Source organism: [Clostridium] hylemonae DSM 15053 (assembly GCF_008281175.1).
GTDB lineage: Bacteria > Bacillota > Clostridia > Lachnospirales > Lachnospiraceae > Extibacter > Extibacter hylemonae.
Window position 1 is genome coordinate 1292917 of record NZ_CP036524.1, and the last position, 26726, is coordinate 1319642.

Consider the following 26726-nt stretch of genomic DNA (forward strand, 5'->3'; position numbering starts at 1 on the left):
TATGGCGAACAGAAGAGGAAGAAGAGGCAGGCGGCGCAGAAAGACAGGCAGCTGGTTTACGAGGCTGAGCACTGGTAAAAAAGTTGGAGTATGTCTTGGAGGCGTTGTTTTAGCTCTGGCAGCTTCCGGTGTAGTCTACGTTGCTGCTAAGCTTGGAAAAATTGATACAAAGGAAATCCCCCAGGAGGATATCATAATCAATGCAGAGGCGGAGGAGGCCGGAGAAGGCTTTACTAATGTGGCATTGTTTGGTGTGGATTCCAGAGAAGGTGATCTGGCCGAAGGTACACGGACGGACTGTATTATCGTGGGAAGCCTGAATAATAAGACGAAGGAAATAAAGATGGCTTCAGTATACAGAGATACTTTGTTGGATATAAAGGACGGTGAGCTGCAGAAGTGTAATGCAGCATACAGTTTTGGCGGCCCCGAACAGGCTATAAATATGCTGAATAAGAATCTTGATCTGGATATACAGAAATATATCACTGTAGATTTTAGTGTTGTGGCAGAAGTTATTGATTTATTAGGCGGCGTTGAAATTGATGTGAAGGACGAAGAAGTTCAATATATCAATGAATTTATTGATGAAACAGGAGCTGTTGCGGGTAAAGAGGTTCATTATGTTGAGCAGGGCGGTTCCCAGACACTGGACGGCGTTCAGGCTACAACGTACGCCCGTATACGATCGACTGCCGGCGGCGATTTTACCCGTACGGAAAGGCAGCGTCTGGTCATCGAGAAAATGGTCGATAAGTTAAAAGGAAGCAATCTTGCGACGATCAATGATATTGTTGATAAAGTGCTGCCTTCTATATCTACTAACTTTACTACAGCGGAAATATTGTCATATGCAAAAGATTTTGCAAAATATACGTTAGGAGAAAACACAGGTTTTCCATTTGACAAGACTACCGATACAATCTCAGGACTCGGAAGTATAGTGATTCCTGTAACATTGGCAGATAACGTACAGAAGCTGCATGAATTTTTATACGGAAAATCGGAGTATGCCGTATCTTCCACAGTTCAGAATATAAGCGGCAGCATAGTGAGCAGGATCGGTCAGCGTGAGGCGACAGATGACGAGACACTGAACAGTCAGACTTATACAACTGCGCCCGAAGACGCGGCGCAGGAGAAGGGGAACAATTACAGCGGAGGAGGGAATACTTATACGCCTCCGAGTAATCCGGGAAGTTCAGGAAATGGGACTGGAAATGAAGGAAACAGTCCAGGAGGAGACAATTCAGGCGGTTCCGGCGGAAGCGGAAACAACGGCGGAGGCGGAGACGGCGGTTCGGGAAATACGGAACAGCCGGAGACAGGAGGCGGTTCGGGAGGAACGACACCTCCGGCACCTGATACTCCGTCTGAAGGCGGGACAACAGAATAGTTATCATAAATAATCAATCGGGATGCATGAAGTATCCCGATTGATTTTTTTACTTAGAAAATAAGGTTTACAAATTGTTAAGAATTTGTTACAATACAAACTGATAGTGCAAAAAAATGAGCCTTTTGTACAAATTTAGAAGCTGATTATACAAAAAACGGAGGTACAAATATGTGTGGAATAGTAGGATATATCGGTGACCAGCAGGCGGCTCCGATTCTTCTGGACGGTCTGTCAAAACTGGAGTACAGAGGGTATGACTCGGCCGGCATCGCAGTTTATAATGGTGAAAAGATTGATATGATAAAGTCCAAGGGGCGTCTAAAAGTCTTAAGTGAATTGACGCACGACGGGGAGACACTTCCCGGAACTCTTGGCATCGGCCATACAAGATGGGCCACGCACGGTTCGCCTTCAGATATAAACGCACATCCTCATTTTAATAAGGATGAGAGTATCGTAGTAGTACATAATGGTATCATAGAGAATTATCTGAAGTTGAAGAAAAAGCTGGAGAGACATGGATATGAGTTTGTGTCCGAGACAGATACGGAAGTCATCGCACATCTTCTGGACTATTATTATAACGGTAATCCGCTCCAGGCGGTCACTAAGATCATGCACCGTATGGAAGGCTCCTACGCGCTCGGGATCGTATTTCAGGACCATCCGGACGAACTGTATGCCGTAAGAAAGGACAGTCCGCTCATAGTAGGGCACACGAAGGGCGGGAATATCATTGCGTCCGATGTTCCGGCCGTGCTGAAGTATACGAGAGATGTATTCTTCATTGAAAATGAGGAGATCGTCCGCATGACGGATTCTACGATGGAGTTTTTTAATGTGGATGAGGAGATGATCGAGAAAGAGTCTGTGAGAATTGAGTGGGATGTAAATGCTGCCGAAAAGGGCGGATACGAACACTTTATGCTGAAGGAGATGTACGAACAGCCGAAAGCGATCACAGATACCTTTTCTCCGAGAGTGAAGGACGGTAACATTGTCATCGACGAGCTGAACATGACAGAAGAAGAGATAAAAGAGATCAAAAAAATTATGATCGTTGCCTGTGGATCGGCATACCACGCCGGGGTGACGAGCAAATATATCTTTGAAGGGCTGGCGCGCATTCCGGTAGAGGTGGATGTGGCGTCTGAATTCAGATACCGTGATCCGATACTGGAGGACGGAACTCTCGTAGTCGTCATAAGCCAGTCCGGGGAGACGGCAGATACGCTGGCAGCGCTCCGGGAATCAAAGGCAAGAGGAGCCCGGGTGTTAGGTATCGTAAATGTAGTCGGAAGTTCGATAGCAAGAGAGGCAGACAATGTCATGTATACGTGGGCGGGTCCGGAAATAGCCGTGGCTACGACAAAGGCTTACTCGGCACAGCTCATATCGCTGTACCTTCTGGCCATGAAATTTGCTTACGTCAAAGAGAAGATTGACGATACGGTGCTGGCCGATATGCTGGAAGATTTAAAAAGTCTGCCGGCGCAGGTGGAGATGCTTCTGAACAATAAGGAGAAGATACAGCGGTTCGCCAACCGTTATCTGGCCGCAAGAGACATATTTTTTATCGGCCGGGGCATCGATTATGCCATATCTATGGAAGGATCTCTTAAGTTAAAGGAGATTTCTTATATTCACTCTGAGGCATACGCGGCGGGTGAACTGAAGCACGGGACGATATCGCTCGTGGAAGAGGGTACTCTCGTGGCGTCTGTCCTCACGCAGAAAGCACTGTATAAGAAGATGATCAGCAACATGGTAGAAGTGCGCACGAGAGGGGCTTTCGTGATGGCGGTGACGATGGAAGGAAACACAGAAGTAGAGCGCGCGGCTGATTACGTTATATACATACCGGAGACGAACAGATATTTTACGAATTCTCTGGCCATAATACCTCTCCAGCTTTTTGGTTATTACGTGTCTGTGGGACGGGGATGTGACGTCGACAAACCACGTAACCTTGCCAAGTCGGTTACAGTTGAATAAGTGTCAAATTAAGGCATGGTATATCCATGCCTTTTTATATTCATGAAGAATTAATGGAATATTAAGTAGTTCTGGTTGAGGTGAATGGAGAAATTTGTTATAATATGTTACATGACTGTTAAAAATAGATTAAGAAATAATTATTGCGGAGGATAGATATGGTATTTGGAGGGATTCTTGCCGGAGGCATAGGTTCAAGGATGAATATGGCGGATATGCCGAAACAGTTTTTAAATCTGGGCGATAAGCCAATGGTGATCCATACACTGGAAAAATTTTTACTCTGTCCGAAAATTGAACAGATATATGTGGGGGTACATCCGAACTGGGTGGTCCATATGGAGGATCTGGTGGACAAATATATCAACATACGGAAAGAATGCGTCCACATTATTCCGGGCGGGGGCGACCGCAATTCCACGATCATGAATATAGTAGATGCAGTTGAGCGGGATTACGGAGAAAGTGAGGAGCATTACCTTATCACGCATGATTCCGTCAGACCGTTCGTTACGTCCAGAATTCTCAATGACAATGTTGAAGCGGTCCGGAGACATAAGGTCTGTGATACGGTAATACCGGCCACAGACACTATCGTTGTGTCAGAGGATGGCAGTATGATCACTGATATTCCGGTGCGGAGCAAAATGTACCAGGGACAGACCCCACAGAGCTTTCAGGTTGATCTGCTGAAAAAATTATATGCCGCGCTGAACGAAGAGGAGAAAGCGGTCCTTACGGACGCATGTAAAATCGCTGTTGTCCAGAACGAACCGGTCTATCTCGTAAAGGGTGAACCTTCAAATCTGAAGGTGACAACAGTGAGCGACTATAAAGTAGCGCAGGCGATGGTCGGAGGAAAAGTCGTTGATTAATTATGTATATCAGTTGGTAGCGCCGGGTACGTTTTCTGTCAAATATGAGGAGACCCAGTTCGGGGATCAGGTGGTCATCAAGCCGCGTTATATGTCGATCTGTCATGCTGATCAGAGATATTATACCGGACAGCGCGAGCGTCATATCCTTGATAAAAAGCTTCCGATGGCTCTTATACATGAGTGCTGCGGGGAAGTTCTTTATGATCCGTCGGGGAAGTATAAGGCGGGAGAGGCAGTTGTGCTCATACCGAACGTGCCGGGAGAGCACAGTGATATCATACTGGAGAATTATGCAAAGGGAGCAGGATTTCTCTCAAGCGGAAAGGACGGGTTTCTGAGGGAGTTCATCAGTCTGCCGGAGGACAGGCTCGTGCGTCATGAGGGGATACCGCAGAAGCTGGCGGCGATTACGGAATTTATAAGTGTGGCGGCACACAGTATCCGTAGATTTGACGGCATTTCCCATAAAATCAGAGACAGAATAGGCGTATGGGGGGACGGAAGCCTGTCTTTTATAGTGGCGAATCTGCTGAAGCAGGCATTTCCGGCAAGTGAGATCATCGTTGTCGGTAAAAATCCCGGAAAGCTTTCTTACTTTACCTTTGCAGATGAAACTGTGCTGAGAGAAGAACTGCCGGAGTCGTTTGAGGTGGACCATGCATTTGAATGCTGCGGCGGCGACGGGAGTTATTATGCAATAGAGGATATCATCCGGTACATCAATCCGCAGGGGACAGTAATGCTGATGGGCGTGAGTGAGAACCGTGTGGCGGTGAATACGAGAGATGTACTCGAGAAAGGGCTTTCAGTGATCGGAAGCAGCCGTTCCGGGAGGGCAGACTTTGAGCAGGCTGTTAAGTGGATGAAAAATGAACGTTTTCAAAAGAGGCTTGATATGATAACTTTTGAGGATGAAAAAGTCAGCTCTGTCGAAGACATTCACAGAGTATTCAGGACAGACAGGAATACGCCGTTTAAGACTGTATTTGAATGGGGATTATAAGGAGATAGATTATGACTGCAGTTAGCATTATTGTTCCGGTATACAATGTGGAAAAATATCTGAATAAATGTGTGGATTCCATATTGGGACAGACATTTGAGGATTTTGAACTGATACTGGTAAACGACGGTTCCGTTGACCGCAGCCCGTCTATATGCAGAGACTATGCTGATAAAGACGGGAGGGTCCGTTATATATCACAGGAGAATATGGGACCTGGAAGAGCCAGAAATGTAGGGATCGAAGCTGCCGGGGGCGCGTATATCTTATTTGTTGACAGTGATGATTATATCGCGGAAAACATGCTGGAAATACTTTACGGCAACATTACTACTTCCGGTGCGGATATGGCGACGTGCGGGTTATATAACGTATATCAGCAAAGATGTATACCGCAGTATGAGGGGATCGAACAGTTTGCGTGTGACGGCGGTGAAGCGTTTGGCCTGCTGCTGACCGGAGAAAAGATTCCGGGAAGTTCCTGCAATAAGCTTATCAAGGCAGAGATACTTAAAGATATAGGCTATCCGGAAGGGATCGTATACGAAGATGTCGGGTTCCATACCGAACTGATGCAGAAAGTACAGAGTGTCTACGTTGACACAACGCCGCTGTATTATTATGTACACCGGGAAAACAGCATAACTACGAGGAAGTTTGACTCTGATGCAATGATGTTCATATACGCATACGAAGATACGCTTCGTGTTGTCGAGAAGAAATACCCTGCAATACTGACGGAGGCCAGGTTTAAGCTGATATGGGCGTATTTTGCGATTCTTGACAGAATGCTTCAGGAGGATGGGTACCGGGAAATTCCCGAGTACAGGCAGGTTATAAGATTTCTCAAAAGAAACACTGTCCGTATTGTGAAAAATCCTTATTTTCACAGAGCCAGGAAGCTGGGAGCATTAGCGTTATTGTTAAATGTCCGTCTTTACCGCGCTTTGACAATGATGAATGAAAAGAGAAGTAAAGGACTTTTCTCATAGGTGGCTGAAATGAAAAAGATTTGTTTTGTAGATTTTGATATGTCAGTGACAGGCGGAGTAGAGCAGGTTACAGCCTCTTTGGCCAATGAACTGAGCGGTATGTACGAGACTTTTGTGTATGCTGTGAACAAAGGCGGGGAATCCGCCTATAAACTGGATGAAAGAGTGGTGTTTACAGAAGGACTGACCGGTGAGAAGCGGCTCCGCGGAATGATTCAGGGAACATTCCGGCCTTTTATCCATTATGTCAAAGAGAACCATATTGATATAGTTATACTGATGGGCAATTATCCGGCGCTGATCGCCTCCTTCACACGTTTTTTCACAAAGGCGAAGTATATATACTGTGACCACGGAGGGCTTATGAACCAGTGGAAGCAGAAGGATATTACGGCGATCCGTTTCTGGGATGCGCTTACGTCGCACAAAGTCGTTGTCCTGACCGAAAAGACGAGGAAAGACTATATATCCAGATTCCATACAAGACCCGGAAAAGTAGCGTGTATCTATAACTGGATCGAAGATAAAGTGGCCGCAGCCCGAACGGATTATAACGACAGCTCCCGGAAAATTCTGTCTGTCGGCCGGTTTGGGAAAGAAAAGGGGTATGATATGCTCGTGGAGATGGCGAAGACTGTACTGCCTGCGCATCCGGACTGGCAGTGGCATGTGTACGGGACCGGCGAGACTTTTGAGGAGACGGCTGCCAAGATAGCGGAATACGGTCTGGGATTCCAGCTTATCCTGAAAGGAAATGTAAAAGAAGCGTACAGGCTGTATTCGGAGTATGCGTTTCTCGTCCTGCCTTCCTACCGGGAAGGGCTTCCGCTTGTGCTGCTGGAGGCATCTGCCGTCGGGCTTCCTATGATAAGCTTTGATGTGGAAACAGGTCCGAACGAGATTATTGAGGATGGGCGGAACGGTTTTCTGATACCGCCGTATGAGCTGGAAAAGATGGAAGCAAAGATAGAAGAACTTATCTCAGATGGCGGCAAACGCAGAAGGTTTGCAGAGTATGACGGCATGAGAGATAAGTTCAGTAAAGAAAAGATCCTGAAACAGTGGATAGAAGTGATCGAGGAGTAGTGATGAGAAGCAGACAAGCGATGAAAAATATGATCGCCAATATATTTCTTCAGGTGATCGTATTTCTGTCAGGTATAGTTCTTCCGCGTTTTTTTCTGGAAGCATACGGCTCCAGCATAAATGGTATGGTGACATCGGTAAACCAGTTTCTCATTTACCTTGGCCTGGCCGAAGCTGGTGTCGGTACGGCCTCCGTCGTTGCCCTTTACGGTCCTCTGGCCAAAGAGGATCAAAGCGGGATAAACGGCATCTTATCCGCGACGAGAAGGTTTTACAACAGATCGGGATATCTGTTCGGCGCGCTCGTTGCGGGATTTGTGTTCATATATCCATATCTTATCACCCAGCAGCTGAGCGCATCTCTTGTGCGGACTATGATATTGATCCTGGCGAGCAGCACTTTAGTAGATTATTTCTGTCTCGGAAAGTATAAGGTACTGCTCACAGCCAATCAAAAGGGCTATGTGATCGCTTATATTCAGGCGCTTGGGACAACACTGAATATGGCAGTTACCATTGTCCTCATATATAATCATGCCAATGTGCTTTTGGTAAAGGGAATCGCTACGCTTGTGTACATTCTGCGGTTCTTTCTGGTAAAAGCATATGTCAGGCGCTGGTATAAAGAGGTAGATTTTAAAGCGGAGCCCAAAATGGACGGGCTGAAGCAGCGGGGAGCAGCGCTGCTCCACCAGGTTGTAGGGGTCATCGTCAACAATACAGATGTTGTTTTGCTGACGGTATGTCTCGGAAGCAAGTCTTTGATAGAAGTGAGTGTATACGGAATCTATAATATGGTCATATATGCCATGAATCTTCTGCTCACCTCATTTTCAAACGGTCTGACCGCAGGGTTTGGAGAGGTGATCTCCAAAGGAGAAAAGCAGGTGCTCAGAGACAGCTATTCAAATTACGAATACACGTACATGATCATACTCATGTGTGTCTGCACGTGTATGGGCGTGCTGCTTTTGCCGTTTGTGTCCATCTACACGCTGCATGTCACGGACGCAGACTATATAAGGCCGTTTTCTGCCATTTTATTTACGTTGATCATATTTTTGCAGAACGTCAGAATACCGGGGCTCACGATCATATGCGCCGCCGGGCATTTTAAAGAGACGAGGGGACAGGCAGTTCTGGAAGCAGCGATCAATATAGTGGTCTCTTTATCCTTAGTGTGGAGATTCGGCATGAACGGCGTGCTGTTCGGGACCGTATGTTCCTATGCGTTCAGGTCGGTAGAGATAATATTGTACAACAGGAAATATCTGGTGGAAGGCACAGGAAAGAGTACACTAAAAAGAATTCTGCGGAATGTACTGGCGGTCATTGTCATCATATGTGTATTTATAAATGTGGTACCGCAGCAGATGACCTCATTTCTCACATGGGGTATCTACGCGGTAATAACGGGCGGCGTTTCCATGATCATTCTGCTCGGCCTGAATTATATATGTGAGCCGGCAGAATTTAAAAAAGTAGTGCAGAGAATGAAAAGTATAGGAAGACAGAGAGGATAGAAAGAATATGTATGATTATCTGATAGTAGGTTCAGGGCTGTTTGGTTCTATATTTGCCTATGAAGCCGGAAAAAAAGGATATAAATGTCTCGTGGTAGAGAAAAGAGACCATATCGGAGGCAATATTTACACAAAAGAAGTGGAAGGGATCCAGGTCCACGAGTACGGCGCGCATATTTTCCACACGAGCAATAAAGAAGTGTGGGAATATATCCGGCAGTTTGCCGAATTCAACAGGTATACGAACAGTCCGATTGCATATTATAAAGGTGAGATATATAACATGCCGTTCAATATGAATACGTTCAATAAGATGTGGGGCGTTGTCACGCCTGGACAGGCACAGGAGAAGATCGCTGAGCAGATAGAGAAGTTTGGCGTTGAAGAACCGAAGAATCTGGAAGAGCAGGCCATCAACCTTGTGGGGAAAGACATATATGAAAAGCTTGTAAAAGGTTACACGGAAAAGCAGTGGGGGCGCAGAGCGACAGAGTTACCGCCTGAGATCATCAAGAGGCTTCCGGTGCGCCTGACTTATGACAACAACTATTTTAATGACTGCTATCAGGGCATACCGGTCGGAGGATATACTCAGATCATTGAAAAGATGCTGGACAAGACAGAAGTACGGCTGAATACGGACTATCTGGAAGAGAAAGAGCAGCTCGATAAAATAAGCAGGAAAGTCGTGTATACAGGTCCGATTGATGCTTTTTACGAGTACAAATATGGTGAACTTGAGTACCGTTCCGTCAGGTTTGAGACCGAAGTGCTGGATGAGGAGAATCACCAGGGAAACGCGGTCGTAAATTATACGGAGTATGAAGTTCCCTATACGAGGATCATAGAGCACAAGCATTTTGAGTTCGGCACCCAGCCGAAGACCGTTGTGTCCAAAGAGTATTCCGCGCCATGGAAGCGGGGAGACGAGCCGTACTATCCGGTCAATAATGAAAGAAATAACCTGCTGTATGAAAAATATGCCAGAGAAGCAGCTGAGGAAGAAAAAGTTATATTCGGCGGAAGACTCGGCAGATATAAGTATTATGATATGCACCATATAGTAGCCGAAGCATTGAAATGCGCAGAGGAAAACCTGTAAAATTTATTGAACTTCAGCAGTTCAATAAGCATGAGTTGCGGATTGTTCCATAATATAGTAATATAATGTAGGATTAATGAGCAAAAGGTAAAAAAGGATCTGATTATGGCGAAAAATAATAAGTCTCTGAAGGCCGAAAAAGCGATCAAGGCAAGGAGAAAGAAAAAACAGAGAAGAAGGCGCAGAGCGGTCGTACTCGTAGTGGAAGTTATCATGCTGCTCCTGCTGTCAGGCGTTGCATACGCAATGATGAAGTTTGATAAACTGCAGGCAGTAAACATTGATAAGAAAGATCTGCAGCTTAATGAGGGTGTGGAAGAGAAAGAAGGATACACTACAATTGCGCTTTTTGGCGGGGATTCCAGAGATGGACAGCTGGAGGAAGGTACGCACGCGGATACTATCATTGTAGCAGCTATCGACAATAAAACTAAAGAGATAAGGCTTGCTTCAATCTATCGGGATACGCTTCTTCAGCAGAAAAATATGAGCTATAACAAGGCGAATCATGCTTATTTTGCAGGCGGACCGGCAGAATCCATCAGTATGCTGAATAAAAACCTGGATCTTGATATACAAGATTATGTGACGGTTGACTTTAAGGCGCTTGTAGACACGATAGACCTGCTGGACGGTCTTGATATTGACATCAAGCAGGAAGAAGTACAGTATATGAATGAATTCCTTCAGGAGACGGCGGATGTTGCAGGAACGAAAGCTGAATTTATTACAGAGTCGGGAAAACAACATTTGGACGGGACACAGGCAGTTACATATGCACGTATCCGTTCCACGGCCGGCGGTGATTATACCCGTACAGAGCGCCAGAGGCTGGTGATCGAGAAGATATTTGAAAAAGTGATGCACACAGACCTGGCTACGATCAATAAGATCATCGATACAGTATTTGAACAGGTGTCTACTAGTTTTTCGCTGAAGGAGCTGATCGGCCTGGCGTCAGATGTCACAAAATACAAGCTTGGTGAAAATACAGGGTTTCCATTTGATGTAGAGGATGGGATCACATATCAGAATGCAGGAAGTGTTGTTGTCGCGCTCGGTCTTGCTGAAAATGTAAAGCAGCTGCACGAGTTTTTGTATCCGAACGAGGAGGCCGGGAACGTATCTGAGACCGTCCGGAATATATCTGATGAGATAGCTTACGTGACCGGAGTTGTGCGGCCCGCATCTCTTGACGAGAACAAAGACGGGGAAAGCGGAAATACAGATACCGGCAATGATGCAGGCGGTAATACGCAGGGAGCATATGGAGAAGGAACATCCGGCGGCGGAACTGACGATACCGGAACATACCAATAGAAAGATTTTTTGTAAAATGATGTCAGATGTGATAGAATATTTCTAACATTGATGATCAGAATCGAAGGAGAAAGAGGATAAGAACATGAAGATATTAAAGAAGATCAGCATAATTTTATTAAGTCTGTGCTTATGTGTCCCTTGCTTTTCAATGGTTGCCGAGGCGGCCGACGGGCGGATATCTTTTACGGACCCGGAGACGGCGGTCGGTGAAATGGTTGAAGTAAAGTGTGTGGTCAAGTCTACAAGCGGCAGCCTTGGTAATATAGAAGTGAAACTGACGTATGACAGTTCGGCGCTCAGATTTGACTCCGGCGACGGAGTCACGGCAGACGGCGACGGCGCTCTCACCTGTACAGGCTCCGGCGGTTCAGAGGAGGCGACTTTTAATATAAAGTTCCAGGCGCTTAAGGAAGGCGATACGAGTGTCAGTGTGTCAAGCGCAACGATAGCGTCAAGCGGAGGCGGAACGCTCACGCTGGACCAGGGAAGTTCCGCGGTCAAAATTGCAGAAGGGGACCCTTCCAAAATTACAGACGGCGGCAATACTTCCAGCGCAGATGATATTGATGTAGAAGTCAACGGAACAGCTTACAAATTATCCGATAACTTTGCGGAGGCAGACATTCCAGCAGGCTATACAAAGACGGAGATCCAGTTTGAAGGCCAGGCGCGTCAGATGGTGGCGCAGGAGGCCAGCGGCATCACGCTCGGCTACCTTCTGGACGGTGAAGGCAAAGGGGATTTCTTCCTGTACAATGCAGATAATGCGACCTTTTCTCCATTTGAACAGATAAATATTTCCGATACGACATCCATAGCGCTGCTCAGTGAGAAGGCGGGAGGAAAGCTGCCGAAGACATTCCAGGAAGTGACGCTTACGCTGAACGGTAAAGATTTTCCTGCCTGGCAGAATACGGAAAAGGACGGCTTCTATGTCGTATATGCCGTGAACAGCAGCGGCGATAAAGGATATTACCAGTATGACGACGGTGAAGGCACTTACCAGCGTTATGAGGCAGCTGATACAACAGAAGAAAAGACAGACAACTCTCTGATGGGTAAGATAGGTAACTTTATAGATAAGCACATACAGATGATGGTCCTTATCGTAGGGCTCGGCGCGCTCATCGTTCTTATCCTCATCATCGTGCTGGCAGTGAAGCTCCACAACCGCAATGCGGAGCTGGACGACCTGTATGATGAATATGGGATTGACGAGGAGGAAGAGCCGGAGAAAAACAGGCCTGCCGTTAAAGACAAGTCAGCTACAAGGTCAGGACTTAAAAAGAAGAAAGAAGAGGACTCCTTCGATGATTTTGAAGAGGATGATTTTGACGAAGACGATTTCGAGGACGCCTCTTATGACGATGATGACTTTGAAGACTATGAGGATGATCTGATCGATGAGGATGATTTTGAGCCTTATGACGACGGAGCGCTGTATGATGATTCCCTGGATGATGATATTGATGATCTGGATGACCTGCTGAGTGAATCAAAGACGAAAAAGCGCGGCCACATGGAGACCGACGATATGTTCAAGGTTGACTTTATTGACTTGGATTGATCAAGGTTTGAAATAAAAGGATATTATTCCAAAGATCGTGTAAACCTCCAAACTGATGTAAGATAATTACAACAGGTTGGAGGTATTATTATGCCAAAAAGAAAAAGCATAATGCAAATAAGGGCAGATACCGGAAAACCGGCTCTGCCCCATGTAACTATCAACATATCTTATATCAGTTTTTCTGTTTACACAAAACTTGAAACAATTTCTAATTAGATTTTTATTCAAATTTCCATGTTAAGCACATATAATTCATTGTACTGTACACTGTGATCTCAAATATTTTTTTGTCTTTCAATTTCCATCTGTATTTATGTTCTACACGGCCGTCGCCTTGTGTTGAAGAGTCGCTATGTTCTCCATAGAGTTTATCATACTGTTTGATGATAGTATCTCTCGTATTGTCATCAAACAGTTCCTGTTCTTCATTACCTGAACCGGTACTCCAGGACACATAGTAAATATCATATGGCGCTAATCCTTTTATCTCGGCATCAAAACACCTGTATTCTGTTTTGCCATTCATATCATTATATACGACACTTTCTCTTCCTGACAGTAAAGTCCCGTCCTCTTTAAAAAGTATGGACATAGAGTCCTCTGTCATCACAATGTCATCTAAATCATCAGCGGGCGTGCCTAAAACATTACTGTAATCTAATGGTGCGTCATAATCTTTAGTCAAAAAAATCTCTATTAGTAGAAAGAAAATAAAGATCAGTGCCACAATAGCAATTATAATTTTTTTTACTGATAGTTTCTTTTTGGTTTTGTTTTCATTACTAAACTCTGCTTTATTCAGCGGGCATCCGCAATTCGGACATTCTGTTGCTTTGGTTGATACGTCATTACCACATTCAGGACATTTTATCAGAGCCATAATTTCTCTCCTTTTATTCCGTATATATTTTCATGGCTGCATAATATTTCACTACAGCAGAATCTGCGTCATTAAAATTACTTGTAAAAGTCTGCAAATTTCCAGAAGGATTGATGACTAAATTTATGATCTCTAAATATGCATCATAATAATCTTTAATTGCGTTATATGCTTCTTGATATTCCTCAGGGGGATCTTGCAGCTTTTTCATTATCCGCTCCACATTTGTCTGGTTTGACTTCACTGCGCTGAGTCTGGTCTGATAAGTGGAATCTGCAAATAATTTATTTAATGAATCATTAAAATCATTGTTGAATCTTCCATCTGTCTTAGTATACATGTCCGTTTCAGCGTCACTTTTTTCAAAGATCGTATTAGACCAGACATCGTGGATCAATACGCCAAGTTTTTCTGCATCAGACGCCCCTTTTAACATAGTTGTGGTAGCCGTTTTAATGTTTATTCCATAATTTTCTGATATCTCTATTTTTTTGTTTTCTTCCACTTTTTTATTATAGCTGTTTACACCAAATATGATAATTAAAAGTGCGGCTATAATTAAGACTGCTATTATTATGAGCTTTTTGGAACCTTTTTTCTTTGATCCCCTTTCACTTGTCTCAGTTGAGACCGGACAACCGCATTTGTGGCATATGAGCACTCCTTCATTTAACTCCTGACCACATTCTTTGCACACTTTTTTTGGCGGTTCTCTTAATAATGTTTCACAATTTGGGCATTTTTCAGCCTTATCACTAACTTCCTTTCCACAATTTGGACATTGGATCAACGCCATAACTTTACCTCCCATACACCTCATATTTTCCCTTTAAATAAATACAATAAAGTATTATATATTGTAATAATATTCTACCATGTATTGTTCTGCTAATCTACTAAATTCGTCAAAAACAGACTATATCTGAATAATAAGTAAAAATAATCCAAAAATCAGTAAATAGAGATTTTGTTAGGAAGGAATCAAAAATATAATAATAATTGTGTTATAAACTGTGACTATATTCTTATTGCACTAAAAAAAATGTGTGGTAAAATAGTGGAAATCTATCGATGGTACAAAAAGTTTTCGGTGATATAATTTGAATTATGTGTAATATCTGATGCATTTTTAACAAGTTTACCGGAAAGGATTCAGGTGAGTTGTACATGGAGAAAAAGAAGATACAGACCGACAAAGAAGGAAAGGAACTCAGACAGCCTTTAGACGGCAAGTTCCCCATTGCCGCGGAATTCCAGAAGCTGTCGTACTATGCATACGGCCTGTGTATCAGCCACTGGCACCCGGAGATGGAGCTGCTCGTCGTTACGGAGGGAGCGCTGGAACAGCGGATCGGGGAGGAGACACATATGATCAGGGAGAACGAGGGAGTCTTTATAAACAGCCATGTCATGCACGGGGCGAGAATGGTGAATCGTGAAGACTGCAGTTACCGTGTGATCCGGTTTGAGCCCGCGCTGCTCGGAGGAAATGCAAAGAGCCTTATATATGAGAAATATGTGAAAACGCTGCAGTCGCAAAAGGATCTGCTCTATCGCATTGTGCGCCCGGAAGATATACAGCAGAGACGGATGATAGACCTGATATATAAGATAACAGATACATACGTCAAAAGAGAAGTCTGCTATGAACTGAAAGTCCAGCAGATGATGCTGGAGTTATGGGAACTTCTTTACAAAAGGACGGGACATGTGGAAGAAAACGCGATCCAGATGAACAGGGAGCTGTATAAAATACAGGATGCGCTTGCCTATATACAGATGTATTATAAGAACCCGATGACGCTGGAGGATATCGCAGGGGCATGCATGCTGAGCAAAAGCTCTTGCTGCAGGCTGTTCAAGAAAGTGTTCCGTCAAAGTCCCATGGAATATGTGACTTCCTACAGAATCCAGCAGAGCTTTATGCTTATCGCAGACGACCGGTATTCTATAACAGAGATCGCATACGAGTCAGGCTTTACGAACAGCAGCTATTTTACGGAAATGTTCCGGAAAGTGATTGGCATGACACCGACACAGTATAAAAAAGAAATATGCGGAAAATAGAGAAAAGGCATTCGGATGAAAAAGACAGTAAATTCATCTGGATGTCTTTTTTTGTGTGTCAATAGGCGGGAATTACCAACTCTGTTATGAAAAATGAAAACTATGTTATATCATACAAACAATTATGTAAATATAATGAAAATACATAAGAACAGTCTGTTTCATGCAGATTGTACAGTTTGAACGATAAATCAGTGTGAAACGGAGGTGGACAGGCGGAACTATATTACTGGGACTGTATGATACAGGCGGAAATGAAAAAGTTTATACAAAGGAGGAAAAGTATGTCTAAAAGATTAAAAAGTACGGCAATATTGTTGGTCATCGTATCTATGCTCGTATGTGCGTGTTCGTCCGGGGGCGGAAAAGCTGACACAGAGAAGACGGAAAAAAAGACGGAGGACAGCGGCAATAAAGACAAGATCACAGTCGGCGCAACGCTGAGTGATTTTACGATCAGCTTTCAGGCGGCCATGTACAACGAGCTTCTCGATGCGCAGAAAGAGTATGACAATATAGAGTTTATTCTCCAGGACGGCGCTTCAGATTCTGCGCTGCAGGTGAATCAGATAGAGACCTTCATCACACAGGGAGTCGACGCCATACTGATCAACGCGGTCAGCGACGCGGTGGAGCCGTCTCTGAAAAAAGCCATGGAGGCGGGGATTCCGGTATTTGCCGTAAACAGGTCGATAACAGACGAGAACGCCTACAGCTACTTCATCGGTGCGAACGACACGCTCAGCGGCGAGCAGATGGCAAACTGTCTGCTTGACATGATCGAGAAGGACCAGATGGACAGCTGCAATATCCTTTATATCCAGGGGGTTATCGGCGCCACATACCAGACGCTGCGCCAGGGCGGCTTTGACAGTATTATGGATGAAAAGGGATATGATATGGGTGTCAATATACTGGAGCGGATCCCATGTAAACACGACAAGGAGACGGTCATCAGTTCTATCCAGAACATGCTGAACAAGTACCCGGCCGGAGAGATCGACGCCATTGTATGTGAAGGGCCGGACGACGCTGTAGGAGCGCTTCAGGCCGTACAGTCTGCGGGGCGTACGGAGCTTGTGGGCAAGATTGTCGGTATGGATATGCCGACAGAAGTGTGGGATGCCATCAAGGCCGGCAAGATATACGGCACAGTGCTTCAGGATCCTGCGGAGCAGTGCGAGGTCGGTATTAAGACGATAGAGACATATTTCTTCGGAGATAAGGACTCCCTGAAGGAAAAGTTTATCGAGACAGACCTTCCTATGGTCACTTCGGAAAATGTCAATGATGTGACACCATCCTGGTAAAGGACCGGGGGCCGCGGCATACGGGCTATATGCCGCGGCCCCTGAACAGTCGGATATATAACATTGAAAGGGCGTGGAATACAGATGGGTAAAGAAGAAGCAGAAAAAAAGAAAAAATTCAGGATGAAGCGGGAGTATAATATGCTGCTCGTGCTCGTAGTCATGTTGGTCGTGTGTGCGTTCATTTCTCCGACTTTCCGTACTGTCCAGAATCTGATCAACTTGTTAGGGCACAATGCAGTCTATGGTCTTCTGGCGGTGGGGATGGCATTTGTCATCATCACAGGCGGCGTGGATCTGTCGGTCGGTTCAGTCTGTGCGCTGTCCGGGGTGATGTCGGCATATGCGTTCATTGACTACGGCTTTATCGTGGGTCTGGCTGCGGGACTGGCGGTCGGCATCGTATGCGGGTTCATTAATGGCATTTTGCAGACTGTGATAGGTATGAATCACTTTGTGGCCACTCTCGGAATGATGACGATCGCGCGCGGAGCTGTCTATATCATTACGAGCGGGTTCAACATCTATGGGATACCTGAGGCGTACGGCGTCGTAGGCATGGGCTATCTGGGCCCGGTCCCTGTGGCGGGGATCATCTGGCTGGCCTGCGTTGTCATAGCGTTTCTCGTGTTGAAGTACACGAGATTCGGACAGTATGTGTACGCCATCGGCGGGAATATGAATGCGGCATGGCTGTCCGGTATTAACACAAAGCTGGTAAAGACGGTTGTGTATGTGATCTGCGGTTTTTTTGCGGGCCTCGCGGGCGTGGTCCTGTCATGCAGGACTCTGCTGGCCGCGGCAAACGCGGCAGATACATATGAGCTGACTGCTATCTCAGCCTGTATCGTCGGAGGACTGTCTCTGGACGGAGGCAGGGGAAATGTGTGGGGCTCTGTCGTAGGCGTACTCATTCTCGGACTCATTCTGAACATTATGCAGCTCACAAGTGTGTCGAGTTACTGGCAGGATGCGGTCAAGGGTATCATTATCATAGGCGCGGTAGCGGTAGACTGTATGTCCAAGCTTAAGAGAGACTGAGGTGGTATGGGATGAAGGGAAATGTTTTGGAGATGAAACATATATCAAAGGACTTCAGCGGAGTCACCGTGCTTGAAGATATAGACTTTACACTGAGGCAGGGAGAAGTCCACGCGCTTGTAGGAGCCAACGGGGCCGGAAAGTCGACGCTGATGAAGATCATAAACGGCATCTGGGCGCGGTATTCAGGGGAAGTGTATCTGAACGGCACAAAGGTCAGATTTAAGAACCCGATCGACGCCGCGAAACGGGGGATTGGCATGATCCACCAGGAGCTTGACCTGACGCCGAACCTGACCGTTGCGGAAAACATATATCTCGGAAGAGAACCGAAAAAGAGCGGTACGATACTGATAGATAAAAGGAAAATGGCTGAGGAGGCGCAGAAGCTGCTTGATGAGCTGCATTTTGACGTGGATGCGGGGGAGAAGGTCGTCAACCTGCCCACGGCAAAGCAGCAGCTTGCCCTCATTGCCAGAACCGTATCCATGGAGGCGAGCCTCATCATTATGGATGAGCCCACGTCTTCCCTGTCCATATCTGAGATAGATAATTTGTTCCGGGTGATCAAGGAGCTGAAAAGCCGCGGGATCAGCATTATCTACATCTCTCATTTTCTGGAGGAGATATTCAAAATTGCGGACAGGGTGACCGTGCTCAGAAACGGCAGACTCGTCGGCACAAAGTACGCGGCGGAGACTCAAATAGGAGAAGTTATCTCCATGATGGTCGGTGAAGGCCACACACAGGATAAGAAATTCTACAGAGAACATCCATCGGACGAGATCCATCTGAAAGTAGAAAATATGAGCCAGGTACAAGGCCAGGTACACGATATCAGTTTTGTGCTGCATAAAGGAGAGATACTCGGTGTAGCCGGCGTCCTCGGCTCAGGGAGAACGGAGATCGGGAAGATGATCTTCGGGGCCATGAAAAAAAGACCCGGGTATAAGCTGGAGCTCAGCGGCGGGACCTGCGCTATGAAGAGCCCAAAAGAGGCGGTGAACCGGGGAGTTGCGTTTGTCTCTGAAAACCGTAAAACGGAGGGACTGATCATGAAAGCCTCTCTTCTTAGTAATATCGCGCTCGTACCGCTGGCAAGGCAGAGGACTCCGTGGGTGAACCACCGGCGTCTGGAGCGGACGGCAAAGACGATGGGAAGCAGAATGAGCCTCAAATATTCTGCCATGAGCCAGACAGCGGATTCACTGTCGGGCGGAAACCAGCAGAAGATCGTCCTGAGCAAGTGGCTGGCCACAGACATCAACCTGCTCATTCTCGACCAGCCGACACGGGGAATTGACGTAGGGGCCAAGAATGAGATCTATGCGCTGGCAGATGAACTGGCCAGAAAGGGAACGTCCATCATCTATATATCAGACGAACTGGAGGAACTGTATAACCTGTGCGACCGGATACTCGTGATCAAGAAGGGCGGCATCGTGGCAGACATGGAGAACTATGACAGACAGGTGACAAAGGCAGAATTATTTGAAAAGATGATCACGGACAAAGAAGGAGAGACGGTTGATCTGCTTTGAAAGAAAGAGAAAGAAACAGCCGGTGACAGGAGGAATATGATATGAGAGGATTGCAGCTTTGCGGAACGTGGAAACCGAGGCGCGGATATACGCCCACGCAGAGGGAAATAGAAGACAAAAGGGCGCTTTGCGGAAAGAATATATGGTATGCGCCGAAAATCGAAGTGACAGAGCTTCCGACGCCTGAGCCTGCGGACGATGAAGTGCTGATGGAAGTCGGCGCCTGTGGTATCTGCGGTTCCGATACGTGTTTTCTTGACACAGACGAGGAGGGGTATCTGGACTACGTAGGCCATACGAGACTGCCGGTAATATTCGGACATGAATTTTCCGGCAGGGTAGTGGCGGCCGGAAAGCGTGTGACGAGGTTTAAGGAAGGGGATCTGGTCACCGCGGAGACGATGAACTGGTGCGGAAAATGTATGCCCTGCAGGAAAGGGATGTTCAACCAGTGCGAAAACCTGGAAGAAATAGGCTTTTCATTAAATGGCGGTTTTGGGCAGTATCTGACGGCTAAGGAAAAATACTGTCTTGATATCAATCAATTTAAGGAAGTATACGGCAGCGAGGCGAAAGCGCTGGAAGCCGGCGCGCTGATCGAACCGACGGCAGTGGCCTATAACGGGATGTTCATCCGGTCAGGCGGTTTTCTTCCGGGCAGCTATGTGGCCGTATTTGGCGCCGGTCCGATCGGACTGAGCGCGGTACAGCTGGCCAAAGCCGCCGGAGCGGCCAAAGTGATCGTGTTTGAATACTCGGCGCCGCGTCTTGAGCTGGCGGCCAAAGTTGGGGCTACAGATCTATGCAGTCTGGCACATATCGCTTCACAGGGCGGTACGCCGGCGGACACAATGAGAGAACTGACAGATGGAAAGGGAGTGTATATGGCCGTGGAATGTACGGCATTCTGCAATAAAAATATTCCCTATATCCAGCAGGCGCTTGCCGTAGGCGGAAAAGTGGTCCAGATCGGGCATCACGCGGGGCGGACCGAAATGTTCGGGCAGTATTTTCAGAAGAGCGGCGCCGCGCTGTACGGAAGCAACGGCAGTTCCGGGCACGGAATATGGGAGAACGTAATACGCCTCATAGCTTCCGGCCGGATAGACCCGGGTAAGCTCGTGGAAAAATGCTTTACGCTGGATGAAGCGGCAGAGGGGCTTAGGGAGGCCAAAAACGGAACAGGCGGAAAGTATCTCATAACGCCGAACCGATAATTTCAGATGAGAGACAGACGGAGGTAGGAGAATATGAAAGCTTTACAGGCAACTGGCACGTGGATCCCCAAACCGGGTTATGAACCGACAGAGAGAGAAAAAAGAGACCGGCGCGCTGTCAGCGGAGACCGTATATACAGCCGGCCGGTCATTGGATTTGTGGAAATACCGGTTCCGGAACCAAAGGACGATGAAGTGCTTATGAGGATCGGCGGGGTGGGCGTGTGCGGTTCGGACACCACATTCCTCGGAGCAGATGAACAGGGATATTCGCGTTATGCGGGCCACTGCAGGTTTCCGTGCGTTATCGGCCATGAGTTTGCCGGGGAGGTCGTAAAAGTGGGAAAGGCGGTCACGATGTTTAAGCCCGGAGATCTTGTGACGGCGGAGACGATGAACTGGTGCGGGGAATGTGAAGCGTGCCGTATGGGAATGTATAACCAGTGCGAGAATCTGGAGGAGATCGGATTTACACTGGACGGCGCATATGCGGAGTATCTCGTGGCGAAAGAGAAGTTCTGTTTTGATATATCGGCGCTGGAACATATTTACGGTTCCAAGAGCAAAGCGCTTCATATCGGCGCGCTCATAGAACCGCTGGCGGTGGCTTATAACGGAATCTTTGAAAGAGGCGGCGGCTTCAGACCGGGAAGTGACATAGTCATCTTCGGCGCAGGGCCGATCGGGCTGTCCGCCCTGTCGCTGGCTGTCGCCGCCGGGGCAGGCAGGGTCATCGTGTTTGAAAAGTCAGCCGCGAGAATGAAACTGGCAGAAAAGATCGGGGCCACGTACGTATGTGATATTGACGGACTGCTGGCGGAGGGCTTAAGCCCCGGACAGAAGGTGCTTGAACTGACCGGCAAAAAAGGAGCGGAAGTCTTTATTGAGGCGACGGAATTCCAGAGGGACAATATCCCGGAGATAGAACAAGCGCTGGCCGTCGGCGCAAAGGTCATACAAATAGGGATCTCATCTAAAACGATGGAGATGGACGTAGAAAGACTTCAGGTCGCCGGAGCCAGCTATCACGGCACGATCGGCAGCGCCGGCCACGGTATATGGCAGAACGTCATCGCGCTCATTGCACAGGGCAGAGTAGATCCGCAGATCTATATGAATCCGCGCATCTACACATTGGAGGAATCACTTGAGGCGATAGAAGACGCGGCAAAGTGCGGGGCAGGGAAAAATGTGGTAGACCCGGGCCTCAGGGCATAGGAGGAGAGAATACACTATGAAAAAACTGAAAATAGGACTGATAGGAATCGGGTATATCGGATGCGCCCATGTGACGGCCATCCGCAGGTGCCCCAATGCCATTCTCCATGCGGTGGCAGATACAGACCGGCAGCTGCTTGAGAGGAAGAAAGAGGAACTGGGGCTGGAAAAAGTATACGACAATGTGGATGAAATGCTGGCAGATCCTGAGATCGACGTCATTCACGACTGTACGCCAAACCACATGCATCTGGAACTGAACAGAAAGATCATTCAGGCAGGGAAGCACGTATTCAGTGAAAAGCCTGTGGCCGCTTCCGCAAAGGAATCCGCAAAGCTGCTTGACATACTCGGTGAAAACCCGGATATCGTGGCGGGCGTAAATCACAATTACCGCATGAATGTCATGGTACAGGATATGAAGCACAGAGTACAGTCGGGCGAGATCGGAAGACCCAGGTTAGTCTATGGCTCATACCTGCTCGACTGGCTTTTGTATGACACAGACTATGACTGGAGGCTGGAGAAGAAATTTGCGGGAAAGTCCCGGGCGGTCGCTGATATCGGCACGCATTGGATGGATACCGCCCAGACTGTGGCCGGAGCCAGGATAACAGAAGTGTTTGCCAATCTGGAGACGATGCTTCCCGTGAGAAAACGGCCGGTAAAAAACAGCGCGTCAGGAGAGATAGCTTATGAAGAGTATCAGATCGACACGGAAGACTACGGCGCTGTATTTGCGCGCTTTGAGAACGGCGCGTTCGGACTCTTCCACGTAAGCCAGATATCCCCGGGAAAGAAATGCCGCCTGGACCTGACGGTGGACGGCGAGACGGATTCCCTGTACTGGAATCAGGAGGAGGCCGACCGTCTGTGGGCAGGACACAGGGGCAGAGGGAACGAATATATTTTCCGCGATCCGAAGATGCTGCCGCCCGAGACTCTTGCGTATACCTATATGCCGGCCGGGCACCCGGAAGGATGGAACGATGCGGTATACAATAACATCCATTCCTTTTATACGTTTATTTTGGAGGGGAAAAAGACCGGGCGCGACAAGCCGGATTTTGCCACATTTGAGGAATGTCACTATCTGAACCGGCTGACCGAGGCGATCCTCGAGAGCAGCCGTACAAAACAATGGATCCGTCTGGAGGATGAATAAAGGAGGAAAGGTAATGAAACTCGGATTGTGTACAGGAACGTATTCGGATCTGCCGCTGGATGAAGTATGCCGGCTTGCGGTCCTCTACGGATATGAAACGCTGGAAATTGAGACATTTGAGAGGGACAATCTGCATCTGGACATCCATACGATCTTTGACGGAGACAATATCCGGAAGTTCAAGAAGAAGATCCAGGATTACGGTCTTGAGATATCCACCCTCGGAAACCACCCGGAGAGCCAGCTCGTTATGGGACCGTTCGGGCAGGATACAGATGATATCTACCACGGGACAAAAGAGGAGAAGATAAAGTTCGGCACCGAAGCAGTCATCAGGGCGGCCCAGGCGGCCAATGAGATGGAGATCCCGGTCGTCGTCGGATTTACCGGCTGTGAGAACTTTGGCCGCGTATGCCAGTGGCCGGACGCGCGGGCATGGGAGCGGGAAGAAGAGATATTTGCGCAGCGCTGGGGCAAGATACTTGACAAGTATGACGAGTACGGAGTCAAATTCGCCCATGAGCCGCACCCGAATCAGATGGTGTACGATATCGAGACCGCACAGCGGAGCGTAGAACTGCTCGGGCAGCACAAAGCGTGGGGCTTTAACTTTGACCCGGCCAATATGATGATGTACGGGATCGATGTGGAGGCTTTTATAGACCTTCTTGGAGACCGCATCTACGGAGTACATGCAAAGGACGCCCAGATCGTGAAGCAGAATGCGGGGCGTTCCGGTCTGAACCCGCATGGAAATTACCGGAGGATCGACAGGGGATTCCGTTTCCGCATACCCGGGTGGGGAAATGTAAACTGGCAGGATGTCATCACGGAGCTTTCGATGGTAGGTTATTTCGGTCCGCTGACATTTGAACATGAAGATATTACGATGAGCCGGCAGGACGGGATGAAAAAGACGGCTGAATTTTTGAAGCCTTTGCTGATAGACGCGCCGTTTGAAGGCCGCAGCGACCTGAATTTCAGGTTTTAGCAGTCTGCCCCCATTTGTCATAGCCATGAAGGAAAGAGGAGAGAGCACATATGAAGGATTGTGTAACAGCAGCAGTGATAGGACTTGGCAGGATCGGAAGAACACATGCGGAGATACTCGTAAGCCGTGTCGGCAGCGTCAGGGTAAAATACGCGGCGGATGCATTTCTGAACGAAGAGATGAAAAAGTGGGCCAAAGAACTGGGGATCAAAGGCGTGACAGACGACCCGGAAATCTGCCTGCAGGATCCGGAGGTGGACGCGGTCTATATCTGTACAAGTACAGACACACATTCAGAGTATATCACCCGCGCAGCCAAAGCCGGAAAACATATATTCAGTGAAAAACCACTGGATTCCGATCTGGTGAGATTAAGCGGCGCCCTGAGAGAAGCAGAAAAAGCGGGCGTAAAATTCCAGACCGGCTTTATGAGGCGGTTCGACAGAAACCACAGTAAGGCAAAAGCGCTGATCCAGTCAGGAAAGGTCGGGCGTGGGCAGATGATAAGGCTGTCGTGCAGAGATACGGTACAGAGCCCGTACGAATATCTGAAAGTGTCAGGCGGCATATTTTTTGATATGATGATCCATGATTTTGATATGGTAAGATTCCTCACAGACAGTGAAGCGGAGGAGATATACGCTGCCGGGGGTGTTTTCACGGACGAACGGCTGAACGACATTCCAGATGTAGATACGGCCGCGGCCTTCGTGCGCATGAAAAACGGCATGCTGGCAGTCATTGACAACGGCCGCCAGTGCTGGTACGGCCATGACCAGAGGTCGGAGATCTTCTGCACGGAGGGGACCGTGCAGGTCATGAACGAGCATGAGGATACGGTCGTTGTCAAAAAAGGTGACGGAATATACGCACCGAAGCCGCCGGATTTCTTTATAGAACGGTATTACGAGGCGTACGTGGCGGAGAACCAGTCCTTTGTGGACAGCATTCTCTTCGACAGGCCTGCCGCAGTCACGGCTGCGGACGGAGTGGAGCCAATCAGGATGGCCAAAGCGGCTCAGTTATCTCTGGAACAAAACCGTCCGGTAAAGCTCAGTGAGATCACAGAATACCGCATCGTTTAGACGGAAACAACGATAAGATGGAAAATAATGGAAACGGTTCACCCCTGTCCTTTTGATATAATTTATATCAGAAGGACAGGGGTTTTTGACGCGTCAGTTCATCAGATTTTTTTTGTACTCTCTCGGCGAACAGCCCATGTATTTGCGGAAGACTTCCGAATAATAGCTGGAGCCGGAAAACCCGACCTGGCTTGCGATTTCCGTGATGCTGCATGTGTCGGTGACGAGCAGCGGAAGACTTTTTTGTATGCGGTACCGCAGCAGATATTCAAACGGTGTCTGGTGCAGCGTTTTCTTGAAGATACGGCAGAATTCACTTTTGCTCGTGTGGCACGATTCGGCCATCTGGTCGAGGGTGATAGGATCCGTATAACTGCTGTGGATAAATATAATGGCATTTTTAAGCCGTGAGATCTGCTTTGCTTCAGCCAGTCCGGCTCCGGAGGGAAGCTGGCTGCGCTGGAACTCTTCAAATAATAATGCCCAGAGCTCACAGAGCCGGCTTTTGATATGCAGCTCATAACAGGCGTTTTCTTCTGTGTAAAATGCAGCCATTTCTTTCATGATCTTCTGAAACGTTTCATTTCCGTCTGCTCCGTCCCGGAACACAAAGGAGGTGAAGTTATCCGTATTGAGCAGGGGGAACGTGTAGTTTGTATCGATATCGCTCTTTTCATATCCATAGATGAGAGAAGGGTTGAAAGTGGCGACGATATATTTACAGTCATTATTTTCAAACATACAGCCGGAGTGCAGTGCGTTGGAATTGACAAAGAGGCAGTCTCCCTTTCCCAGCTGATACAGGTTCTGGTTCACCTGATAGGTCATAGTGCCTTCCAGTATGCAGGCGATCTCAAGCTCGGGGTGCCAGTGGCAGTTGAAACGGCCGAACTGGTAGGCGGAAAGAGTGACATATATCAGGTAGAAGGGGAAACCGTAATTGCCGTGCGGGTTCAATTCCAGCATATTTTTGTCGGTGATAATCTCACGAATCATAACATACCTCCATAAAAATAATATTGTTATTTTAAATAGTAATATAATTATAGAACATAAAAATAATTGTTGGTACAATTATACTACAAAATTGGTAAAAGTACAAATAAAAAGGTTAAAATACACATAAAAAGTAAATATATTTAATCGGGAATAGTGTTTGTTGAAAAAAGCAAATAAGAATATTGTTATAAAAAAAGCAGTTTTGTTATATAGAGGTTGCTAGTATCAAGATAATATAAAGCTCACGTATTAAAAGGAGGGGTGTTAATGGATTAGACAAATTTATTATATTAATTCTGAAGTTACTACAAAAACGGTGTCTTTTACAAAAAGGAGAGTAT

Annotated in this window: 23 protein-coding genes; 20 read left to right on the forward strand and 3 right to left on the reverse strand. The window is 47.1% G+C overall.

Annotated features, from left to right (window positions below):
* Position 1 precedes the first annotated feature (1 nt).
* The 11 genes from LAJLEIBI_RS05990 (at position 2) to LAJLEIBI_RS18665 (ending at position 13087) form a co-directional block, all read left to right on the forward strand.
* Positions 2 to 1396, forward strand: coding sequence for an LCP family protein (locus tag LAJLEIBI_RS05990; RefSeq protein ID WP_006443611.1), 1395 nt, complete (start codon positions 2 to 4; stop codon positions 1394 to 1396).
* Between the two features lie 171 nt (positions 1397 to 1567).
* Positions 1568 to 3394 carry a glutamine--fructose-6-phosphate transaminase (isomerizing) gene (glmS, locus tag LAJLEIBI_RS05995; protein ID WP_006443612.1) on the forward strand — a complete coding sequence of 609 codons (1827 nt, stop codon included), beginning with the start codon at positions 1568 to 1570 and terminating at the stop codon, positions 3392 to 3394.
* A 158-nt stretch (positions 3395 to 3552) separates the two neighbouring features.
* Positions 3553 to 4269: an IspD/TarI family cytidylyltransferase gene (locus tag LAJLEIBI_RS06000; RefSeq protein ID WP_006443613.1), complete on the forward strand. Its 717-nt coding sequence runs from the start codon at positions 3553 to 3555 to the stop codon at positions 4267 to 4269.
* Positions 4262 to 5275, forward strand: a complete 1014-nt coding sequence (locus LAJLEIBI_RS06005; RefSeq protein ID WP_006443614.1) for a zinc-binding dehydrogenase — start codon at positions 4262 to 4264, stop codon at positions 5273 to 5275. The genes LAJLEIBI_RS06000 and LAJLEIBI_RS06005 overlap by 8 nt, the downstream gene beginning before the upstream one ends.
* An 11-nt stretch (positions 5276 to 5286) precedes the next feature.
* Positions 5287 to 6267: a glycosyltransferase family 2 protein gene (locus LAJLEIBI_RS06010; protein ID WP_006443615.1), complete on the forward strand. Its 981-nt coding sequence runs from the start codon at positions 5287 to 5289 to the stop codon at positions 6265 to 6267.
* Positions 6268 to 6276: 9 nt separating this feature from the next.
* Positions 6277 to 7353: a glycosyltransferase gene (locus LAJLEIBI_RS06015; protein ID WP_050765516.1), complete on the forward strand. Its 1077-nt coding sequence runs from the start codon at positions 6277 to 6279 to the stop codon at positions 7351 to 7353.
* Between the two features lie 2 nt (positions 7354 to 7355).
* A complete protein-coding gene (locus tag LAJLEIBI_RS06020) occupies positions 7356 to 8876 on the forward strand; it encodes a lipopolysaccharide biosynthesis protein (protein WP_006443618.1) in 1521 nt (506 codons plus the stop codon).
* Between the two features lie 7 nt (positions 8877 to 8883).
* On the forward strand, positions 8884 to 9978 hold the full coding sequence (glf, locus tag LAJLEIBI_RS06025; RefSeq protein ID WP_006443620.1) for a UDP-galactopyranose mutase: 1095 nt from the start codon (positions 8884 to 8886) through the stop codon (positions 9976 to 9978).
* Positions 9979 to 10083: 105 nt separating this feature from the next.
* Positions 10084 to 11298: an LCP family protein gene (locus LAJLEIBI_RS06030; protein WP_006443622.1), complete on the forward strand. Its 1215-nt coding sequence runs from the start codon at positions 10084 to 10086 to the stop codon at positions 11296 to 11298.
* A gap of 85 nt (positions 11299 to 11383) precedes the next feature.
* Entirely contained in the window at positions 11384 to 12868 is a 1485-nt protein-coding gene (locus LAJLEIBI_RS06035) for a cohesin domain-containing protein (RefSeq protein WP_040435131.1), read from the forward strand.
* 90 nt (positions 12869 to 12958) lie between these two features.
* On the forward strand, positions 12959 to 13087 hold the full coding sequence (locus tag LAJLEIBI_RS18665; RefSeq protein ID WP_006443624.1) for a hypothetical protein: 129 nt from the start codon (positions 12959 to 12961) through the stop codon (positions 13085 to 13087).
* Between the two features lie 4 nt (positions 13088 to 13091).
* On the opposite strand, the gene LAJLEIBI_RS18330 is transcribed toward LAJLEIBI_RS18665, so the two are convergent.
* Both LAJLEIBI_RS18330 and LAJLEIBI_RS06045 read right to left on the reverse strand, forming a co-directional pair.
* On the reverse strand, positions 13092 to 13751 hold the full coding sequence (locus LAJLEIBI_RS18330; protein ID WP_006443625.1) for a zinc ribbon domain-containing protein: 660 nt from the start codon (positions 13749 to 13751) through the stop codon (positions 13092 to 13094).
* Between the two features lie 13 nt (positions 13752 to 13764).
* A complete protein-coding gene (locus LAJLEIBI_RS06045) occupies positions 13765 to 14547 on the reverse strand; it encodes a zinc ribbon domain-containing protein (RefSeq protein WP_167534356.1) in 783 nt (260 codons plus the stop codon).
* 371 nt (positions 14548 to 14918) lie between these two features.
* On the opposite strand from LAJLEIBI_RS06045, the gene LAJLEIBI_RS06050 reads away from it, so the two are divergent.
* The 9 genes from LAJLEIBI_RS06050 (at position 14919) to iolG (ending at position 25386) form a co-directional block, all read left to right on the forward strand.
* Positions 14919 to 15818 (forward strand): AraC family transcriptional regulator, encoded by a 900-nt coding sequence (locus LAJLEIBI_RS06050; RefSeq protein ID WP_006443627.1) that lies wholly within the window; start codon positions 14919 to 14921, stop codon positions 15816 to 15818.
* Between the two features lie 284 nt (positions 15819 to 16102).
* Positions 16103 to 17128, forward strand: coding sequence for a sugar ABC transporter substrate-binding protein (locus LAJLEIBI_RS06055; RefSeq protein WP_050765517.1), 1026 nt, complete (start codon positions 16103 to 16105; stop codon positions 17126 to 17128).
* Positions 17129 to 17212: 84 nt separating this feature from the next.
* Complete coding sequence (locus LAJLEIBI_RS06060) at positions 17213 to 18169, forward strand: ABC transporter permease (RefSeq protein ID WP_243132930.1); 957 nt, start codon at positions 17213 to 17215, stop codon at positions 18167 to 18169.
* A gap of 11 nt (positions 18170 to 18180) precedes the next feature.
* Positions 18181 to 19710 (forward strand): sugar ABC transporter ATP-binding protein, encoded by a 1530-nt coding sequence (locus tag LAJLEIBI_RS06065; RefSeq protein ID WP_006443630.1) that lies wholly within the window; start codon positions 18181 to 18183, stop codon positions 19708 to 19710.
* Positions 19711 to 19751: 41 nt separating this feature from the next.
* On the forward strand, positions 19752 to 20927 hold the full coding sequence (iolM, locus tag LAJLEIBI_RS06070; RefSeq protein ID WP_006443631.1) for a scyllo-inosose 3-dehydrogenase: 1176 nt from the start codon (positions 19752 to 19754) through the stop codon (positions 20925 to 20927).
* A gap of 33 nt (positions 20928 to 20960) precedes the next feature.
* Entirely contained in the window at positions 20961 to 22145 is a 1185-nt protein-coding gene (gene iolM / locus LAJLEIBI_RS06075; protein ID WP_006443632.1) for a scyllo-inosose 3-dehydrogenase, read from the forward strand.
* Positions 22146 to 22161: 16 nt separating this feature from the next.
* The gene (locus LAJLEIBI_RS06080) at positions 22162 to 23310 is read left to right on the forward strand and encodes a Gfo/Idh/MocA family protein (protein ID WP_006443633.1); all 1149 of its coding nucleotides are present in this window, start codon (positions 22162 to 22164) and stop codon (positions 23308 to 23310) included.
* Between the two features lie 13 nt (positions 23311 to 23323).
* A complete protein-coding gene (locus tag LAJLEIBI_RS06085) occupies positions 23324 to 24301 on the forward strand; it encodes a sugar phosphate isomerase/epimerase family protein (protein WP_040435133.1) in 978 nt (325 codons plus the stop codon).
* Between the two features lie 50 nt (positions 24302 to 24351).
* Positions 24352 to 25386, forward strand: coding sequence for an inositol 2-dehydrogenase (gene iolG / locus LAJLEIBI_RS06090; protein WP_006443635.1), 1035 nt, complete (start codon positions 24352 to 24354; stop codon positions 25384 to 25386).
* Positions 25387 to 25479: 93 nt separating this feature from the next.
* Here iolG and LAJLEIBI_RS06095 read toward each other — a convergent pair whose 3' ends face one another.
* Positions 25480 to 26382 (reverse strand): AraC family transcriptional regulator, encoded by a 903-nt coding sequence (locus tag LAJLEIBI_RS06095; protein ID WP_006443636.1) that lies wholly within the window; start codon positions 26380 to 26382, stop codon positions 25480 to 25482.
* Positions 26383 to 26726 lie beyond the last annotated feature (344 nt).

Bases quoted from the DNA above. Each gene is read 5' to 3' on its own strand.
- glf (WP_006443620.1), top strand. From the start codon at position 8,884: ATGTATGATTATCTGATAGTAGGTTCAGGGCTGTTTGGTTCTATATTT.
- LAJLEIBI_RS06080 (WP_006443633.1), top strand. From the start codon at position 22,162: ATGAAAAAACTGAAAATAGGACTGATAGGAATCGGGTATATCGGATGC.
- LAJLEIBI_RS06055 (WP_050765517.1), top strand. From the start codon at position 16,103: ATGTCTAAAAGATTAAAAAGTACGGCAATATTGTTGGTCATCGTATCT.
- LAJLEIBI_RS18665 (WP_006443624.1), top strand. From the start codon at position 12,959: ATGCCAAAAAGAAAAAGCATAATGCAAATAAGGGCAGATACCGGAAAA.
- LAJLEIBI_RS05990 (WP_006443611.1), top strand. From the start codon at position 2: ATGGCGAACAGAAGAGGAAGAAGAGGCAGGCGGCGCAGAAAGACAGGC.
- LAJLEIBI_RS06050 (WP_006443627.1), top strand. From the start codon at position 14,919: ATGGAGAAAAAGAAGATACAGACCGACAAAGAAGGAAAGGAACTCAGA.
- glmS (WP_006443612.1), top strand. From the start codon at position 1,568: ATGTGTGGAATAGTAGGATATATCGGTGACCAGCAGGCGGCTCCGATT.
- LAJLEIBI_RS06095 (WP_006443636.1), bottom strand. From the start codon at position 26,382: ATGATTCGTGAGATTATCACCGACAAAAATATGCTGGAATTGAACCCG.
- iolM (WP_006443632.1), top strand. From the start codon at position 20,961: ATGAAAGCTTTACAGGCAACTGGCACGTGGATCCCCAAACCGGGTTAT.
- LAJLEIBI_RS06045 (WP_167534356.1), bottom strand. From the start codon at position 14,547: ATGGCGTTGATCCAATGTCCAAATTGTGGAAAGGAAGTTAGTGATAAG.
- LAJLEIBI_RS06010 (WP_006443615.1), top strand. From the start codon at position 5,287: ATGACTGCAGTTAGCATTATTGTTCCGGTATACAATGTGGAAAAATAT.
- iolG (WP_006443635.1), top strand. From the start codon at position 24,352: ATGAAGGATTGTGTAACAGCAGCAGTGATAGGACTTGGCAGGATCGGA.
- LAJLEIBI_RS06030 (WP_006443622.1), top strand. From the start codon at position 10,084: ATGGCGAAAAATAATAAGTCTCTGAAGGCCGAAAAAGCGATCAAGGCA.
- LAJLEIBI_RS06060 (WP_243132930.1), top strand. From the start codon at position 17,213: ATGGGTAAAGAAGAAGCAGAAAAAAAGAAAAAATTCAGGATGAAGCGG.
- LAJLEIBI_RS06065 (WP_006443630.1), top strand. From the start codon at position 18,181: ATGAAGGGAAATGTTTTGGAGATGAAACATATATCAAAGGACTTCAGC.
- LAJLEIBI_RS06000 (WP_006443613.1), top strand. From the start codon at position 3,553: ATGGTATTTGGAGGGATTCTTGCCGGAGGCATAGGTTCAAGGATGAAT.
- iolM (WP_006443631.1), top strand. From the start codon at position 19,752: ATGAGAGGATTGCAGCTTTGCGGAACGTGGAAACCGAGGCGCGGATAT.
- LAJLEIBI_RS18330 (WP_006443625.1), bottom strand. From the start codon at position 13,751: ATGGCTCTGATAAAATGTCCTGAATGTGGTAATGACGTATCAACCAAA.
- LAJLEIBI_RS06035 (WP_040435131.1), top strand. From the start codon at position 11,384: ATGAAGATATTAAAGAAGATCAGCATAATTTTATTAAGTCTGTGCTTA.
- LAJLEIBI_RS06020 (WP_006443618.1), top strand. From the start codon at position 7,356: ATGAGAAGCAGACAAGCGATGAAAAATATGATCGCCAATATATTTCTT.
- LAJLEIBI_RS06085 (WP_040435133.1), top strand. From the start codon at position 23,324: ATGAAACTCGGATTGTGTACAGGAACGTATTCGGATCTGCCGCTGGAT.
- LAJLEIBI_RS06015 (WP_050765516.1), top strand. From the start codon at position 6,277: ATGAAAAAGATTTGTTTTGTAGATTTTGATATGTCAGTGACAGGCGGA.